At 65.0% G+C, this 16527-nt stretch carries 14 protein-coding genes and 1 pseudogene; 12 read left to right on the forward strand and 3 right to left on the reverse strand.

Features of this window, described 5'->3' with window-relative positions; all coding sequences use genetic code 11:
• Positions 1-60: 60 nt before the first annotated feature.
• The 3 genes and pseudogenes from AB7245_RS18585 to AB7245_RS18595 form a co-directional block, all read left to right on the forward strand.
• Positions 61-768 (forward strand): annotated as a pseudogene (locus AB7245_RS18585) (phosphatidylserine decarboxylase); the annotation flags it as partial.
• Between the two features lie 80 nt (positions 769-848).
• A complete protein-coding gene (locus tag AB7245_RS18590; RefSeq protein WP_283018647.1) occupies positions 849-1730 on the forward strand; it encodes a CDP-alcohol phosphatidyltransferase family protein in 882 nt (293 codons plus the stop codon).
• Between the two features lie 222 nt (positions 1731-1952).
• Complete coding sequence (locus tag AB7245_RS18595; RefSeq protein WP_208086134.1) at positions 1953-2672, forward strand: RraA family protein; 720 nt, start codon at positions 1953-1955, stop codon at positions 2670-2672.
• A 16-nt stretch (positions 2673-2688) separates the two neighbouring features.
• On the opposite strand, the gene AB7245_RS18600 is transcribed toward AB7245_RS18595, so the two are convergent.
• The gene (locus AB7245_RS18600) at positions 2689-2982 is read right to left on the reverse strand and encodes a hypothetical protein (protein ID WP_439034586.1); all 294 of its coding nucleotides are present in this window, start codon (positions 2980-2982) and stop codon (positions 2689-2691) included.
• Positions 2983-3082: 100 nt separating this feature from the next.
• Between AB7245_RS18600 and AB7245_RS18605 the strand changes: the two genes are divergently transcribed.
• The 9 genes from AB7245_RS18605 (at position 3083) to AB7245_RS18645 (ending at position 14042) form a co-directional block, all read left to right on the forward strand.
• On the forward strand, positions 3083-3907 hold the full coding sequence (locus tag AB7245_RS18605; protein ID WP_439034587.1) for an SDR family NAD(P)-dependent oxidoreductase: 825 nt from the start codon (positions 3083-3085) through the stop codon (positions 3905-3907).
• A 226-nt stretch (positions 3908-4133) separates the two neighbouring features.
• Complete coding sequence (locus AB7245_RS18610; protein ID WP_028146686.1) at positions 4134-4907, forward strand: motility protein A; 774 nt, start codon at positions 4134-4136, stop codon at positions 4905-4907.
• A 24-nt stretch (positions 4908-4931) separates the two neighbouring features.
• Positions 4932-5762 (forward strand): OmpA/MotB family protein, encoded by an 831-nt coding sequence (locus tag AB7245_RS18615; protein WP_014496126.1) that lies wholly within the window; start codon positions 4932-4934, stop codon positions 5760-5762.
• A gap of 273 nt (positions 5763-6035) precedes the next feature.
• Positions 6036-7934 carry a potassium transporter Kup gene (locus AB7245_RS18620; RefSeq protein ID WP_085404824.1) on the forward strand — a complete coding sequence of 633 codons (1899 nt, stop codon included), beginning with the start codon at positions 6036-6038 and terminating at the stop codon, positions 7932-7934.
• A 140-nt stretch (positions 7935-8074) separates the two neighbouring features.
• Positions 8075-10003 (forward strand): potassium transporter Kup, encoded by a 1929-nt coding sequence (locus tag AB7245_RS18625; protein WP_028146684.1) that lies wholly within the window; start codon positions 8075-8077, stop codon positions 10001-10003.
• Between the two features lie 302 nt (positions 10004-10305).
• Positions 10306-10632, forward strand: coding sequence for a rhodanese-like domain-containing protein (locus AB7245_RS18630; RefSeq protein WP_028170872.1), 327 nt, complete (start codon positions 10306-10308; stop codon positions 10630-10632).
• A gap of 7 nt (positions 10633-10639) precedes the next feature.
• Complete coding sequence (locus AB7245_RS18635) at positions 10640-11821, forward strand: aminotransferase (RefSeq protein ID WP_038932055.1); 1182 nt, start codon at positions 10640-10642, stop codon at positions 11819-11821.
• A 5-nt stretch (positions 11822-11826) separates the two neighbouring features.
• Entirely contained in the window at positions 11827-12939 is a 1113-nt protein-coding gene (locus AB7245_RS18640; RefSeq protein WP_439034588.1) for a polyamine ABC transporter substrate-binding protein, read from the forward strand.
• 296 nt (positions 12940-13235) lie between these two features.
• Complete coding sequence (locus tag AB7245_RS18645; RefSeq protein WP_439034589.1) at positions 13236-14042, forward strand: outer membrane protein; 807 nt, start codon at positions 13236-13238, stop codon at positions 14040-14042.
• Between the two features lie 226 nt (positions 14043-14268).
• On the opposite strand, the gene AB7245_RS18650 is transcribed toward AB7245_RS18645, so the two are convergent.
• A complete protein-coding gene (locus AB7245_RS18650; protein WP_439034590.1) occupies positions 14269-15201 on the reverse strand; it encodes a lipid A biosynthesis lauroyl acyltransferase in 933 nt (310 codons plus the stop codon).
• Between the two features lie 8 nt (positions 15202-15209).
• Complete coding sequence (locus AB7245_RS18655; protein WP_439034591.1) at positions 15210-16487, reverse strand: beta-ketoacyl-ACP synthase; 1278 nt, start codon at positions 16485-16487, stop codon at positions 15210-15212.
• Between the last annotated feature and the right edge of the window lie 40 nt (positions 16488-16527).

The following is a 16527-nucleotide window of genomic DNA, read 5'->3' on the forward strand; positions in this document are numbered from 1 at the left end:
ACTCTGGCCTAAACAACTCCACCGCGCGGGGGCGACCCGGCGCCATCAACTTCCAGGCGGCAGATAGCGATGTCCATCCTCGATTCGATCCAGCGTCAGATCCCGCCAATCCACAAGGAGGGCTATCCCTTCATTGGCGGCTTTGCGCTGGCAAGCCTGATCCTGTTCTGGCTGTGGTCGCCGCTCGGGTGGATCGGCACGATCCTGACCGTGTGGTGCGCGCTGTTCTTCCGCGACCCCGTGCGCGTGACGCCGGTGCGCGAGGGGCTCGTGGTGTCGCCGGCCGACGGCCGCGTCTCGATGATCACCATGGCGCTGCCGCCGGCCGAGCTCGGGCTCGGCGACCGGCCGCTGCCGCGCATCTCGGTGTTCATGAGCGTGTTCAACTGCCACGTGAACCGCAGCCCGATCGCGGGCAGGGTGGACCGCATCGCCTACCGGCCGGGCCTGTTCATCAATGCCGAGCTCGACAAGGCGAGCGAGGACAATGAGCGCAACTCGCTCGTGATCACGACGCCGACGGCGCGGATCGGCGTGATCCAGATCGCGGGGCTCGTCGCCAAGCGCATCGTCTGCTTCGTCAGGGAAGGGCAGGCGATCGGGGCGGGCGAGCGGTTTGGCCTGATCCGCTTCGGCTCGCGCCTCGACGTCTATTTGCCCCTGGGTACCAAGGCGCTGGTGTCGGAAGGGCAGACCGCGATCGCCGGAGAGACGATTTTGGCCGATCTTGCCGGGGACGACCCAAGCCGCGCCTACCGCGCCAATTAACCATTGGTAGGTGCATCAGGGCCTTCCGCCGCAATGGCGGAGGGGGACGGGGCTTGCTATATCTCGCCTTGAGGTAATCCATGACCCCCTACGATTTCAAAGATCCTGACGTGCGCCGCCGGCGGTTCCGCCCGATCCCGGTGCGGATGCTGGTGCCCAACGTCATCACGCTGCTGGCGATTTGCGCCGGCCTGACCTCGATCCGGCTGTCGATCGAGGGGCGGATGACGCTCGCGGTCTACGCCATCGTGTTCGCGGCCGCGCTCGACGGCATCGATGGTCGCGTCGCACGCATGATCAAGGGCCAGTCCAAGTTCGGCGCCGAGCTCGACAGCCTCGCCGACTTCGTCAATTTCGGCGTCGCGCCCGGCCTGATGCTGTACTTCTGGCAGCTGCATGAGCTCGGCAATGCCGGCTGGATCGCCGCCATGGTGTTCGCGATCTCCGGGGGCTTGAGGCTCGCGCGCTTCAACGCCACCATGGACGATCCGAACAAGCCGGCCTTCGCCGCCAATTTCTTCACCGGTGTGCCGGCGCCGGCCGGCGCGATCACGGTGCTGCTGCCGATCTACGTCGCGTTTCTCGATCTCGGCCGGCTGCCCGCGGCGGTGACGGCGGCCTATACGCTCTTGATCGCCTTCCTGATGGTGTCGCGCCTGCCGGTATTCTCCGGCAAGACCAAGCGCATGCGCGTGCCGCCCGAGCTGGTGCTGCCGGCGTTCGTCGCGGTGATCGTCTTCATCGCTATCCTGATCGCCTATCCCTGGCACGTGCTGTCGATCGGCACGGTGCTGTATCTGCTCGGTTTGCCGCTCGGCTACAAATCCTATCGCGACCAGGCGCGCGCGATGGCGGCCACCGTGCCGTCGGGAGGCGAGGTCCCGTCGCCGCCTTCGGCGCCGACGCTGGCCAATTTGTCGGAGCCGCCGCTCGATGACGACCGGCCTGGACGGCTGCACTAAAGCGCGATGAGATTTGGCTGAATCGTCATCGCGCTTTAGGTCGTTGTTTGAGCATGATCTTTTCGGAAAACCGCTGCGCACTTTTCCGGATCATGCTCTGAGCGGTTTTCGCGGATATCTGCCATGAAGGCGGCCGAGTTGGGTTGAGGCCCGATCTCGGCTATATCGCCCTGTGCCGGCGGCACCGCGCCAACAGCGGCCGCCAATCTGGGAGAGAACGCCGTGACTGATAAAGCGACCGGGCCGCTGCCCGCTTCCGTCCTCGAAGCGCTGGGCCGCTATGACACCCCGACGATCTGCAATGCCATGGAGATCGTGGCGCCGGAGCGCCGGTTGATCGGCTACACCACCAAGCAACTGGTCTGCCCATTTCCCGACCTGCCGCCGATCGTCGGTTACGCCCGCACGGTTGCGATCCGCTCGGTGCTGAAGTCCTCGCTGCCGGCCGAAGAGCAGTCCAAGCGCCGCATCGAATATTACGAATATGTCGGCACCGGCCACGGTCCGCGCATCTCGGTGATCCAGGACATCGACGGTCCCGACGTCGGCTACGGCGCGTTCTGGGGCGAGGTGCAGAGCAACGTGCACAAGGCGCTCGGCTGCCTCGGCGTCATCACCGACGGCTCGATTCGCGACATCCCGCAATGGGCCCCGGGCTTTCAGGCGCTGGCCGGCTCGATCGGCCCGTCGCATGCCTGGGTGCATGCGGAAAGTTTTGGTGGCGAGGTGCGCGTCGCCGGCATGACCGTGAAATCCGACGATCTGATCCATGCCGACCAGCACGGCGCCATCGTGATCCCGCTCGACATCGCCGCAAAGCTGCCCGAGGCCGCCGAGCTCTGCGGCCGCCGCGAGACGCCGATCCTGGAGATCGCGCGCAGCCCCGACTTCTCGCTGGAGAAGCTGAAGGCCGCGTTGAAGCGTTCGGCGGAGATTCACTAAGGGGCGACCGAACGAGTTACGGCCGCGACGCCGGCCGTGGACCGCCCTGTTCCGTCAGAAACAGGGCGGCCTGATCCGGCTCGCCGAAGACTGCGGCGGCGCATCCGATCAGGGTGAAGCCGCCGGCGAGATCCCAGAGGGTGATGTCGTCGGCATTATCAGAGACGTGAATCAAGCGCGCTGCGATCACGGCAAAGCCCGCCTCGACAAACAGCAACACGCTGAACGCCGGCAGGACGAGCCCTGGCTCGAGCAGGTGGAGCGCCAGTACCGCGGGCAGCGCGGTGAGAAGACCGAACAGCGTCAACATGGCAAAACGGCTCCTGCGATGGAGCATGCCGCCCGGCGATACAATACTGCATGATCTCTCGTCGCGGATGTGGCGCAGGGCCGCAGTCGGAGGACGCACAATGAAGATGACTGGCAAAACCGTCCTGATCACCGGTTCGACGGACGGCGTCGGCCGCCACGTCGCGCGCCGGCTGGCCGAAGCAGGTGCGAGGGTCCTGCTCCACGGCCGCGATGCCGTGCGCGCGAAAGCGCTGATCGACCAGATCGTGCAGGCGGGCCACGCTGCGCCGACATTCTACCAGGCCGACTTGTCGTCGATGTCAGGCACGCGAGAGCTCGCCGCGGCCGTTCTCCGCGATCACAGGCGTCTCGATGTGTTCGTCAGCAACGCCGGCATCGGCTCGCAGAATGACGGACCGCAACGGCAGGTGAGTCCGGACGGCTACGAACTGCGCTTTGCCGTGAATTACCTCTCGGGCTTCCTGCTTGCGCACTTGCTGCTGCCGCTGTTGACGTCCGCGGCACCTTCGCGCGTCGTCAATGTTGCCTCCCTCGGTCAGCATCCGATCGATTTCGACGACGTCATGATCAGCAAGGGCTACAGCGGTTCACGCGCCTACGCCCAGAGCAAGCTCGCGCAGATCATGTTCACCATCGATTTCGCGGAGGAATTGAAGCGCATGGGCATCACCGTCAACGCGCTGCATCCGGCGACCTACATGAACACCACGATGGTGCGTGCCGGCGGCATCACGCCGATCTCGACGGTGGAGCAGGGCGGTGCGGCGATCCTGCACCTCGTCGAAGGCGACGATGTCGCCGGCAAGAGCGGGATGTTCTTCAACGGCATGAACGAGACGCGCGCCAATCCGCAGGCCTACGATGCCGGCGCCCGCAGGCGCCTGCGCGCACTCAGCCTCGAGCTGACCGGGCTTTTGTCCTGAGCTGCCGTCCTGGCGCCCCGCAATCATGGTTAGCGAAGTGTTGAGATTCCCGTCGGTCGCGGGCAAAGCCGGCGCCCTGTCAGCGCGCTGCGTCGGTCTGGCGCCCCGGCTCAACTTAACCTTTACGCGGCTTTAAGGGGGGCACTCTAGGGTTTCCGATGCGGTTCGGGGTTGGGCCGCGCCAGCGGCCAGGACGGCCGTTGTTGCGTTCGCGTTGGAGTGTCCCATGGATATCATGACGAGCGTCGGGCTCATTGCGGGCATCATCGTCATTACGGCGATGATCTTCATGGGCGGCGACCTCCACATGTTCATCTCCGAACATGCCATGATCATCATCTTCGGCGGCTCGGTCTCGGCCACCATGATCCGCTTTCCGCTCAGCGCGCTCCTGCACGGCCTTCCGCTCGGCGCCAAGTTCGCTTTCACCATGAGCCGCCTGTCGGCGCACGACCTCGTCGACGAGCTCGCCCGCATCGCCGAGATCGCCCGCAAGCAGGGCCCGGTCGGCCTCGAAAAGGTCGAGACCGACGAGCCGTTCCTGGCCAAGGGCATCCGCTACGTCGCCGACGGCTACGACCTCGACTTCATCCGCGACAATCTCGAGCGCGACCGCGACAACTTCCTCATGCACCTCGACGAAGGCAGCAAGATCTACCGCGCCATCGGCGACTGCGCTCCGGCCTTCGGCATGATCGGCACCCTGATCGGCATGGTGCAGATGTTCGCCAACATGACCGATCCCTCCAAGCTCGGCCCGTTCATGGCGACCGCGCTGCTCGCAACCCTGTACGGCGCGCTCGTCGCGAACCTGTTCTGTCTGCCGATCGCCGACAAGCTGCACGGCAAGCTGCTCGACGAGGAAACCAACCGCACGCTGATCATCGACGGCATCCTGATGATCCGCGACTCCAAGAGCCCGACGCTCGTGCGCGAAATGCTGCTGGCCTATTTGCCGGAGAAGCATCGTCACGCCGAAGGCGAGCCGGTGCCGGCGTAAGGCCGCCGCCCGGGATCTCGAGAGATGGCCAAGAAGAAGCGCGGCGATGCTCACGGTGGCGGTCACGGCTGGTTCGTGACCTTCGCCGACCTGATGGGCCTGATGATGAGCTTCTTCGTGATGCTCGTCGCGTTCTCGACCCAGGACGCCAACAAGCTGAAGATCGTCGCCGGCTCCATGCGCGATGCATTCGGCGTGCAGAGCGAGGCGCGCTACGCCGGTATCGTCGAGTCCGACGGCCTGCCGACCCGCCCGCGGCTGAAGAACGTCGACCACATCCAGCCCGAGGACGCCTCCAACACGCCGACGCCGGATCAGGAGGACCGCGACCGCACGTCGGGCGCGAAGATCAAGGTTGACCGCAATTTTGCGCTTGCCGCCGCCTCGCTGCGCCAGGCGTTGCAGGACATGCCGGAACTGACCGAGATGTCCAAGCACATCATGTTCGAGGAGACCAAGCAGGGCCTCAACCTGGAGATCGTCGATCAGGATGGCCGCTCGATGTTCGCCGACGGCTCCAAGGTGCCGTATGACCGCACCCGCCGCCTGATCGAGAAGCTCGCGATCCCGCTGAAGGCAACGCCGCTCCGTGTCTCCATCGCCGGCCACACCGCCGCCGGATTCGTGCCGACCCGCAGCGACTATGGCGCCTTCGACCTGTCGGCCGATCGCGCCAATGCCGTGCGTCAGATCCTCGAACGCGAGGGCCTGCCGCCGTCTCACATCTTCGCCGTCGCCGGCAAGGCGGACACCCAGCCGTTGTTTCCGGACGATCCTTCGCTCGCGGCCAACCGGCGGGTGACGATCACGCTGATGCGCGAGGATCCGCCGCTGCCGCCGAATTTGAAGCCGTAGAGCGTTTCGCGCGAAGCGGCCTCCGGTTTCGCGTGAAGAAAACGCGTCAAACCCGGAATCTCGAGGCCCGCTCCGCTTCCCGCGGAGCGGACGGCTCCAGGCACTTGCGCTACCATCTTACCTGAGGCATGTCGTCGCGCTGGCGACGATCGTTGCTGCGCCGTCACAGCATCCGCCCCGGCGGCTGCTATGGTGGTGTGCCGATTGACAGGCGCGCCGGAACGGTCAAAAGGCGCCGGATCAATTCTCGGGAAGAAGCGTTTCTCATCTCACATGACGGCGAGCATCACATCGACCGACGCTCAGGACGGGCCGGTCACCTCGGGTTTCTGGGGCCTGACGCTCGGAAGCATCGGTGTTGTCTTCGGCGATATCGGCACCTCGCCGCTGTACGCATTCCACGAGGCGGTCAGGGGCGCGGCCCATGGCGAGCCGGTCTCGCGGGTCATGGTGCTCGGCGTGCTCTCGCTGATTCTCTGGGCGCTCTTTATCGTCGTCACCGCCAAATACGTCCTGCTCCTGCTGCGCGCCGACAATAACGGGGAGGGCGGCACGCTCTCGCTGATGGCACTCGGCCAGCGCGCGCTCGGGCGGCGAAGCTGGTTTCTGATGGCGCTCGGCGTGGTCGGCGCCTCCATGTTCATCGGCGATTCCATGATCACGCCGGCCATCTCGGTGCTGTCGGCGGTCGAGGGTCTGAAGCTCGTGACCCCCGCCTTCGACCACTATGTCGTACCGCTCACCGTCATCATCCTGGTGTTGCTGTTCGCGGTCCAGAGCAAGGGGACGGCGCTGGTGGCCTCGGCCTTCGGGCCGGTGATGGTGATCTGGTTCACCGTTCTTGCGGTGATGGGCGCAGTCCACATCGCCGACGATCCGTCGGTGCTGGCGGCCATCAATCCCTATTACGCGCTGCAATTCCTGCTGTCGCACGGCACGATCGGCCTGGTGACGCTGGGCGCCGTGTTCCTGGCGGTGACGGGCGGCGAGGCGCTCTACGCCGATCTCGGCCATTTCGGCCGCAAGCCGATCCAGTCGGCCTGGATGTTCTTCGTGCTGCCCGCGCTCCTGATCAACTATTTCGGGCAAGGCGCGCTGGTGCTGTCCGACCCCAGCGCGATTGAGCATTCGTTCTATCGCATGGTGCCCGAGAGTCTGGTGCTGCCGCTGGTTGGACTTGCGACCGCGGCAACCGTGATCGCGAGCCAGGCCGTGATCACCGGCGCCTATTCGCTGGTCTATCAGGCGGTGCAGCTTGGCCTCCTGCCGCGCTTCGAGGTGCGCTACACCTCCGAGACCCATGCTGGCCAGATCTATCTGCCGCGTGTGAACCGGCTGCTGCTGATCGGTGTGATGCTGCTGGTGCTGTTGTTCCACACCCCCAGCAATCTGGCTTCGGCCTACGGCATCGCGGTCTCCACCACGATGGTCGCCGACGGCGTCATGGGCTTCGTCGTGATCTGGAAACTGTGGAACTGGCGCGCTGCGACGGCTGCGGCGGTGATCGTGCCCTTCGTCGTCGTCGACATAAGTTTCTTCAGCGCCAATCTGCTCAAACTGCTCGAGGGCGCCTGGGTGCCGCTGCTGTTCGGCGCGGTCATGGCCGGGACCATCTGGACCTGGCGCAAAGGGACGGGGATACTGCTCCAGAAGACGCGCCGGATCGAGGTGCCGCTCGACGACTTGATCCGCAGCCTCGAAAAGCGTCCGCCGCACATCGTCAAGGGCACCGCGGTGTTCCTGACCAGCGATCCCGCCTTCGTGCCGACCGCGCTGCTGCACAATCTCAAGCACAACAAGGTGCTGCACGAGCACAACGTGGTCCTGACCATCGAGACCGCGCACACGCCGCGGGTCGAGCTGTCCGAGCGGTTCCGCATGGAGAAGATCAGCGACAAGTTCTCCAAGGTCAGGCTGCGCTTCGGCTACATGGAGCAGCCGAACGTGCCGAAAGCGCTGGCGATCGCCCGCAAGCAGGGCTGGCAGTTCGACATCATGTCGACCTCGTTCTTCGTGTCGCGAAGGTCGCTCAAGGCCTCGGCGCAGTCGGGCATGCCGCTGTGGCAGGACCATCTCTTCATCGCGCTGAGCCGGTCCGCCAACGACGCCACCGACTATTTCCAGATTCCGACCGGGCGGGTGGTTGAAGTCGGCACCCAAGTCACCATCTGAACGCAATTGGCCTACTCATGCAAATTTCGCATGGCAAGGGCCCAAAATCGGGCTAGGCTATGCCGGCAGCGCAGGACTATAAGCCGCGCGCTCTTTCGCCGTTGTGCAGTGAAGCATTCTAGAGGCCACTGGGCTCTCCCATGACAAGTGACGTAGCGATTTCCGCCCCGGAAACGGCGGCGGCCAATGGGCATGGCGAAGCCCACACCACCGCCCGTTTCGGTGCGCTGACGCTCGGCAGCATCGGCGTCGTCTACGGTGATATCGGCACCAGCCCGCTCTACGCGTTCCGCGAGGCGGTGATGGCGGCCTCGGGCGCGGAGGGGGTGCCGACGCCGGCGGCCGTGCTCGGCGTGCTCTCGCTGATCCTGTGGGCGCTCATCGTCGTGGTGACGCTCAAATACGTCGTGATCCTGCTCCGTGCCGACAACAATGGCGAGGGCGGCACGCTGGCGCTGATGGCGCTGGCCCAGCGCGCGGTCGGCACCGGCGGGGCGACCATCGTCCTGCTCGGCATCATTTCCGGCGCCCTGTTCTACGGCGACGCCGTGATCACGCCGGCGCTTTCGGTGCTGTCGGCCATCGAAGGCATGAAGGACGTCACCCTGCACTTCGAGCCCTACATCGTTCCGTTGACCGTGATCATCCTGGTCGGCCTGTTCGCCGTGCAGTCGCGTGGCACCGCCCGCGTCGCCGCGTTCTTTGGTCCCGTGATGTGCGTCTGGTTCGCGGTGATCGCGATCGCGGCAATCCACCCGATCATCGAGCAGCCGCAGGTGCTGTTCGCGTTGAACCCGCTCTACGCCGTGTCCTTCATGTTCCATCACGGCATCATTGGTTTCGTGACGCTGGGCGCCGTGTTCCTGGCGGTCACCGGTGCCGAGGCGCTCTATGCTGACCTCGGCCATTTCGGCAAGCGGCCGATCCAGACCGCCTGGCTGTTCATCGTGCTGCCGTCGCTGGCGCTGAACTATCTGGGGCAGGGCGCTCTCGTCCTCGGCGATCCCGGCGCGATTGTGAGCCCGTTCTTTCAGCTGTTCCCGCAAGGCTTTTTCCGCGGTTGCATGGTCGTTCTCGCCACCGCCGCGACGGTGATCGCGAGCCAGGCCGTCATCACCGGTGCCTATTCGCTGACGCGCCAGGCGATTCAGCTCGGGTTGCTGCCGCGCTTCGAAATTCGCCATACCTCTGAAGCCCATTCGGGCCAGATCTTCATCCCGCGCATCAACCAGCTTCTGCTGGTCGCGGTGGTGCTGCTGGTGCTGCTGTTCCGTTCCTCCAGCGCGCTGGCCTCCGCCTACGGCATCTCCGTTACCGGGACCATGGTGGTCACGGCGATGATGGGTTTCGTCGTGATCTGGAAGGTCTGGAAGTGGTCGCCGTTCGCTGCTGCCGCCCTGATCGTGCCGTTCCTGTTCCTCGACCTGACCTTCCTCGCCGCCAACCTGCTCAAGGTGTTCGAGGGCGGCTGGGTGCCGCTGGCGCTCGGCGCGCTGATGATCATCCTGATGTACACGTGGCGGCGCGGCAGCCGGCTGCTGTTCGAGAAGTCGCGCAAGCTCGAATTCCCGCTCGCCGACCTCGTGGCGATGCTGGAGAAGCGGCCGCCGCAGCGCGTGCCCGGCACCGCGGTGTTCCTGACCTCGGACCCGCTCAGCGCCCCGACCGCGCTGATGCATAGTCTGAAACACTACAAAGTGCTGCATGAGAAGAATGTCATTCTCACCATCGAGACCGCGCAGACTCCGCGGATCGATCCGGCCGAGCGGGTGAGGCTGGAGCAGATCTCACCGACCTTCTCCAAGGTGACGCTGAAGTTCGGCTTCATGGAATCGCCCAATGTGCCGAAGGCGCTGGCGATCGCCCGCAAGCTTGGCTGGCAGTTCGACATCATGTCGACCTCGTTCTTCCTGTCGCGCCGGGCGCTCAAGCCCGCCGCCCATTCCGGCATGCCGCGCTGGCAGGACCGGCTGTTCATCTCGCTCAGCCGCTCCGCCAACGACGCCACCGACTATTTCCAGATCCCCTCCGGCCGCGTGGTCGAGGTCGGTACTCAGGTCACGATCTAGCCCCACCGCCGTCGTCGCCCGGCTTGACCGGGCGACCCAGTACTCCGAGACAGTTGTGGTTGAATCGATAGGCCGCGGCGTACTGGATTCCCCGCCTTCGCGGGGAATGACACCGAGCGCGTGGTGGGATGCGAAGCAGGAGTTTCAGGCATCCTGAAAGCCGCACTTCAAGTCGCTGCGATTTAGCTTTAACTTGCGGCATGCAGCTCAAGCCTTTGTAGCGCTTGATTTTCGGCTGCCGAGAGGCGAGGTTGCCGCCCGCCGGGATCGCCCCGGCGCAGGCTCGGACGTTGGAGGATGATGTGGCAAATCAGGTACAAGATCTGACCCCGGACGAGGTCTCCAAGGGTGTCGCGGAAGGACGCTATCTCCTTGTCGACGTGCGCGAGCCGAACGAGGTCGACGCCGAGGCCTATCCTTACGGCGTTGTCGTGCCGCTCTCGACCTTCGATCCCAAGGCGATCCCCGATCCGCAAGGAAAAGAGGTCGTGTTCGCCTGCCGCTCCGGGAAACGCTCGGTGACGGCCTCGCTCGCGGCGCAGGCGGCGGGCCTGCCTTATGACAAGCATCTGGCCGGCGGCATGCTGGGGTGGAAGGCGGCGGGTCTTCCCAGCAAGGTCGGTGGCTGACCTCGCGATGACGACCAAGAGCTCCTCGCTGAACAAGGTCTTTGCCGACCTTCCCGTCACCATCTTCGAGGCGATGTCGCAGGCCGCGCGCGACAACAATGCCATCAATCTCGGCCAGGGCTTTCCTGATGATCCCGGGCCTGAGGACATCCGCCGCGCCGCGGCCGATGCCTCGCTGAACGGCTACAACCAGTACCCCTCGATGATGGGCCTGCCGGAGCTGCGTCAGGCGATCGCGACTCATTACGGCCACTGGCACGGCCTCAAGCTCGATCCGATGAGCGAGGTGATGGTGACCTCCGGCGGCACCGAGGCGCTGACCTCGGCGATCCTCGCGGTGGTCCAGCCCGGCGACGAGGTGGTCTGCTTCCAGCCGGTCTATGATTCCTACCTGCCGATCATCCGCCAGGCCGGCGGCATTCCGCGCCTGGTACGGCTCGAGCCGCCGCACTGGCGGCTGAATGAGGACATGCTGAAAAGCGTCTTCAATTCAAAGACCAAGGCGGTGCTCTTCAACAATCCCCTGAATCCGTCCGCGGTGGTCTATCCGCGCGAGGACCTTGAGCTGCTCGCCCGCTACTGCCAGGAGTTCGACGTCATCGCGATCTGCGACGAGGTCTGGGAGCACGTCACCTTCGACGAGCACAAGCACATCCCGCTGATCACCATCCCCGGCATGCGCGATCGCACCATCAAGGTCGGCTCGGCCGGAAAGATCTTCTCGCTGACCGGCTGGAAGATCGGCTTCGTCTGCGCCGCGCCGCCGCTGCTGCGGGTGGCCGCCAAGGTGCACCAGTTCCTGACCTTCACCACCGCACCGAACCTCCAGGCCGCCGTCGCCTATGGGCTCGGCAAGTCCGACGACTACTTCCTGTCGATGCGCAAGGACCTGACGCGGAGCAGGGACCGCCTGACCAGGGGACTGGAGAGCCTCGGCTTCCCCGTGCTGAAGTCGCAGGGCACCTACTTCCTCACCGTGGACCTGTCGCCGCTCGGGCTCAACGAGAGCGATACCGAGTTCTGCTGGCGGATCGTGAAGGACTACAAGGTCGCGGCGATCCCGGTGTCGGCCTTCTACGAGCAGGACGCGGTGACCTCCGTGGTCCGCTTCTGCTTTGCCAAGAAGGACGAGACGCTCGACACCGCGCTGGAGCGGTTGTCGGACGCGGTGCGCGGGCGCAAGAGGTAGGAAAGATGACGAACGTCGGCCGCCCCGGGCTTTGCCTTGGTTTTGCAATCGCCGCGGCGCTGACGTTGCTTTCTGGCCCCGCAGGGGCCGAGGAGCGGGTCGTCAACTTCTACAACTGGTCCAACTACATGGCGCCTGACGTCCTTGATGCCTTCACCAAGGAGACCGGCATCAAGGTGGTCTACGACACGTTCGACGCCAACGAGACGCTGGAGACGCGCCTGATGGCCGGCAAGTCCGGCTACGACGTCGTGGTGCCCACGGCCTATTTCCTCCAGCGCCAGATCAAGGCCAACATCTTCCAGAAGCTCGACAAGTCGAAGCTGCCGAACCTCTCAAATGCCTGGCCGGTGGTGACCGAGCGCCTTGGCATCTACGATCCCGGCAATGTCTACGCCGCCAACTACATGTGGGGCACGACGGGCATCGGCTACAACGTCGCCAAGTTGAAGCAGATCCTCGGGCCCGACGCGAAGATCGACAGCTGGGACATCGTCTTCAAGCCGGAGAATTTGGCGAAGTTCAAGGACTGCGGCGTCCACATGCTCGACTCCGCCGACGACATTTTTCCGGCGGCGCTGAACTATCTCGGGCTCGACCCGAACTCGACCAGGCAGGCCGACCTCGAGAAGGCCGCCGAAATCGTCGCCAAGGTCCGCCCGTCCGTGCGCAAGTTTCATTCGTCCGAATATCTCAGCGCGCTCGCCACCGGCGAGATCTGCTTCGTGGTCGGCTGGTCCGGCGACATCATGCAGGCCCGCGCCCGCGCGGCTGAAGCCAAAAGCGGCATCGAGATCGGCTACGCGATTCCCAAAGAGGGCGCGCAGATGTTCTTCGACAATCTCGCGATCCCCGCGGACGCCAAGAACGTCAAGGAAGCCTACGAGCTGATCAACTATCTCTACCGTCCTGATGTCGCCGCCAAGAACTCGGACTTCCTGTCCTACGCCAACGGCAACCTCGCCAGCCAGAAGCTGGTCGACCCGAAGATTTTGAACGACAAGAACATCTATCCGGACGAGGCGACGCTCGCAAAACTGTTCGTCATCACCGCGCGTGAGCCTGCGACGCAGCGGATCATCAACCGGCTGTGGACGAAGGTGAAGACGGGGCGGTAGTCGCTCTGGGAACCGCCCGGAAGCCAAAATCTGCAAAACAACCCCATGCACAGTAGAAGCGTCGCCTGCGGGTCGCCGGCGGTGGCGGTGCTTAAGTCGCGATGACGCCTGGCTTCATCGACGCGCGGACGCAATGACCTGAAGCAACGCGCGCGGTGCCGATCTGCGGCCGGTCTTCTCAGATTGCGCATACAACCTGACGTCGTTGCGATGGTATCCGGATGTGTCCTTGGGGTGACAGCGTCCGGCGCGGTTCCGGTGTATGGAACCGGAATACGTTCATAGGAATTGCCCCGATGAAGAAAATTGTTCTGGCTGCGGCCGGCTCGTTGCTGTTCGTCGCCGCTGCGTCGGCGGCTGACATGGCCCCGCGTTACACCAAGGCTCCTGTCGTGGCGCCGGTCTACAATTGGGGCGGTCTCTATCTCGGTATCAACGGTGGCGGCGGTTCTGCGCACACCTGCTGGGACATCTTCAACGATTCCGGCTTCCCGATCGTGCCGTCAGTTCCCGAGGGGTGCCACAACGCGACAGGCGCCACCATCGGTGGACAGATCGGCTATCGCTGGCAGGCGACCAACTGGGTGTTCGGCCTGGAGGCGCAGGGCAACTGGGCCGATTTTAGGGGCAGCAACGCGAGCCAGTATGCCGTCTTTGGTACCACCTCTCTCCTCAACGACGTCACGAAGGTCGACGCCTTCGGCCTGTTCACGGGGCAGGCCGGATACGCCTTCAACAATGTGCTGCTCTATGCCAAGGGCGGTGCCGCCGTCGTTCACGACAAATACTCGCTCACGCTGACGCCGGCCGGCGCGGCCGCTCTCGCGCCGTTCTTCGCCGTCGTCGCCGGCCAGACCGGTGCCGTCGGTTCCGAGACGCGTTGGGGAGGGACCGTGGGAGCGGGAATCGAGTTCGGCTTCGCGCCGGGCTGGTCCGTCGCCGTCGAATACGATCATCTGTTCATGGGCAGCCGGGACGTGACCACGAACACCATTGCCCCCTTCGCCGCGCCGCCAAGCACCCACCGCATCAGCCAGGACATCGACATCGGCACGGTGCGCGTGAACTACACGTTCGGTGGACCGGTGGTCGCGAAGTACTGAACGGTTCGAGAGCTTGAATGCGAAGGCCCCGGTCATGCGCCGGGGCCTTTTTGTTTGGGACGAAGTCTTTCGGTAGAGAGAAGGCCAGACCCTCACCCTGAGGAGCGCGCTCTTCGCGCGCGTCTCGAAGGGCGAGGCCACCGGCCGGGCCTGCATCCTTCGAGACGCGCGTTTCGCGCTCCTCAGGATGAGGAATAGGTAGCCGCGTTAGCCGTTTGACGGCTCGCTACCGCCACCTTCGATGCAGCCACAACCATTGCTCGGGATGCTCGCGCACCCAGCCTTCCACCACGCTCGTGATCGCCTGCGTCGTGCCCTGGATGTCGATCTTGCCGTCGGCATCGCGCACCGGCGGGATCTCCTCGGTCAGCTCGCCGCGGAAACGGTTGCCGGGCAGGCGGATGATACGGACGCCGTGGATCGGGCATTCGACCTGGCGCAGCAGGCGCGCCAGCATCGGATTGGCGCGGGTCTTGCGGCCGAAGAAGGTGACCTCGACGCCGCCGGTCAGGTACTGGTCGATCAGCATGGCGACGTGCTTGCCGTCCTTCAGCGCCTGCGCGAGGCGCAAAGGCGCGTCGCGCCCCGCAGCGATCAGCGTGCCCATGTTGACCTGGCGCATCTCCTGGATGATGCGGTCGGCAGAGGCGATGTTCGGCCGGCGATAGAGGATCGCAGTGTCCAGCCCATGCGCGACGGCGGCGAGCGCCGGCAGTTCCCAGTTGGCGAGATGGGCTGCAAAGATCAGCGCCGGCTTGCCGTCGTCGCGGATCTGGTCGAACAGCTCGATGCTGCGCTGGGGCAGTTCGATCCGGCTCTTTTCCGGATGATCGCGGTCGTAATCCCAGACTTGGTCCATATGGGCGAATTCGGCACCGACGCGGCCGAGATTGTCCCACACGCCCATCAGGATGGTTTCGATTTCTTCCGGCGACTTCTCCGGAAATGCCGCGGTGAGGTTGGCGCGGCCGATGCGGTGCTCGCGCAGGCGCGGGCCGATCGTCTTCACCACGCGGGAGAAGAAGTCCGAGGTCTTGGCCGGATCGAAATAGCGCGTGGTGCGCAGCATGCCGACGGTGGTGGCCCCGATCAGGCTTCCGCCGAGCGACTTGGCAGCCTCCCGCGCGCGGGCCTTGATGCTCGCAGGTAACAGCGCCATGCGTCCGGTCAGGCCGGTTCGCGGGTCAGGATCAGCGAGGCGTTCTGGCCGCCGAAGCCGAACGAGTTCGACATGACCGCGGTGACGCGGGCATCGCGCGCCTTGTTGCCGACGACGTCGAACAGGATCGTGGGATCCGGATTGTCGTAGTTGATCGTCGGCGGAATGCGCTGATGCTCGAGGGTGAGCAGCGAGAAGATCGCTTCGACCGCGCCCGCGGCCGAGATGGTGTGGCCGACCATCGACTTGTTGGAGGTCACCGGGATCTTCTGCGCGAGATCGCCGAACACGGCCGATGTCGTGTTGAACTCCATCTTGTCGTTCTCGGGCGTCGCGGTGCCGTGCGCGTTGATGTGGTCGATCTGGTCCGGCGTCATGCCGGCATCGGCCAGCGTCTTGTTCATGCAGCCGATGATCGGCTTGCCATCAGGCGAAGAGCGGGTGCGGTGGAAGGAATCGGTGAGCTCGCCGCAGCCGGCGATCACGCCGAGGATTTTTGCGCCGCGCGCGGTCGCTGCTTCGTAGCTTTCCAGCACGAGGGCGCCGGCGCCTTCGGCCATGACAAAACCGTCGCGGTTCTTGGAGAAGGGGCGGGAGGCCGCCTGCGGCGGATCGTTCTGGGTCGACAGCGCCGAGAGCAGCGAGAACCGCACGAGAGCTTCGGGGTTCACGGTGCCGTCGGTTGCCACGCACAGCGCGGCATCGGTCTCGCCGCGGCGGATCGCCTCGACGCCGAGCTGGATCGAGGTCGCGCCCGAGGCGCAGGCCGTCGACAGCGAGATCGGCGAGCCCTTGGTGCCGAAGGTCTCGGCGAGATAAGCTGCTACCGAGCCGAACATGAAGCGGTGGTGATAGGCGCTGTACTTGCCGCCGCCGGAGATGCGCAGCAGATCGTCATAGGTGATCTCCTGCGCGCCGACGGCACGGCCGAGCTCACGGCGCTGCGGCCACTCGACTTCGACCGGTGCAACCGCAAGGAAGAGCGGACCGGGGAAATCGGCCTTGGCGCCGATGCCGGCCTGCGCGAGCGCTTCCTGCGTGACGAGCTCAGCCATCCGCTCGGACAAGCCGGTGGAGGAGAACGGATCGACGCTGACGAAATCGACCGTGCCGGCCATCGTCGTCCTCAGGCCGTCGACCGGAAAGCGCGTGATGGTGCGGATGCCGGATTCGCCGGCCACGAGCTTCGCCCAATTGTCGGCCTTGCCGTTGCCGAGCGAGGTCATGATGCCCATGCCGGTGACGACGACGACGGGACGCCCGAGTTTGTCGCGTGGTGCAGTCATGTCGATCCCCCGATTGAGCTAGAGCATCCGCCAAAGCGCG

It is taken from the genome of Bradyrhizobium sp. 604_D8_N2_3 (assembly GCF_051810765.1).
GTDB classification, from domain to species: Bacteria; Pseudomonadota; Alphaproteobacteria; order Rhizobiales; family Xanthobacteraceae; genus Bradyrhizobium; species Bradyrhizobium barranii.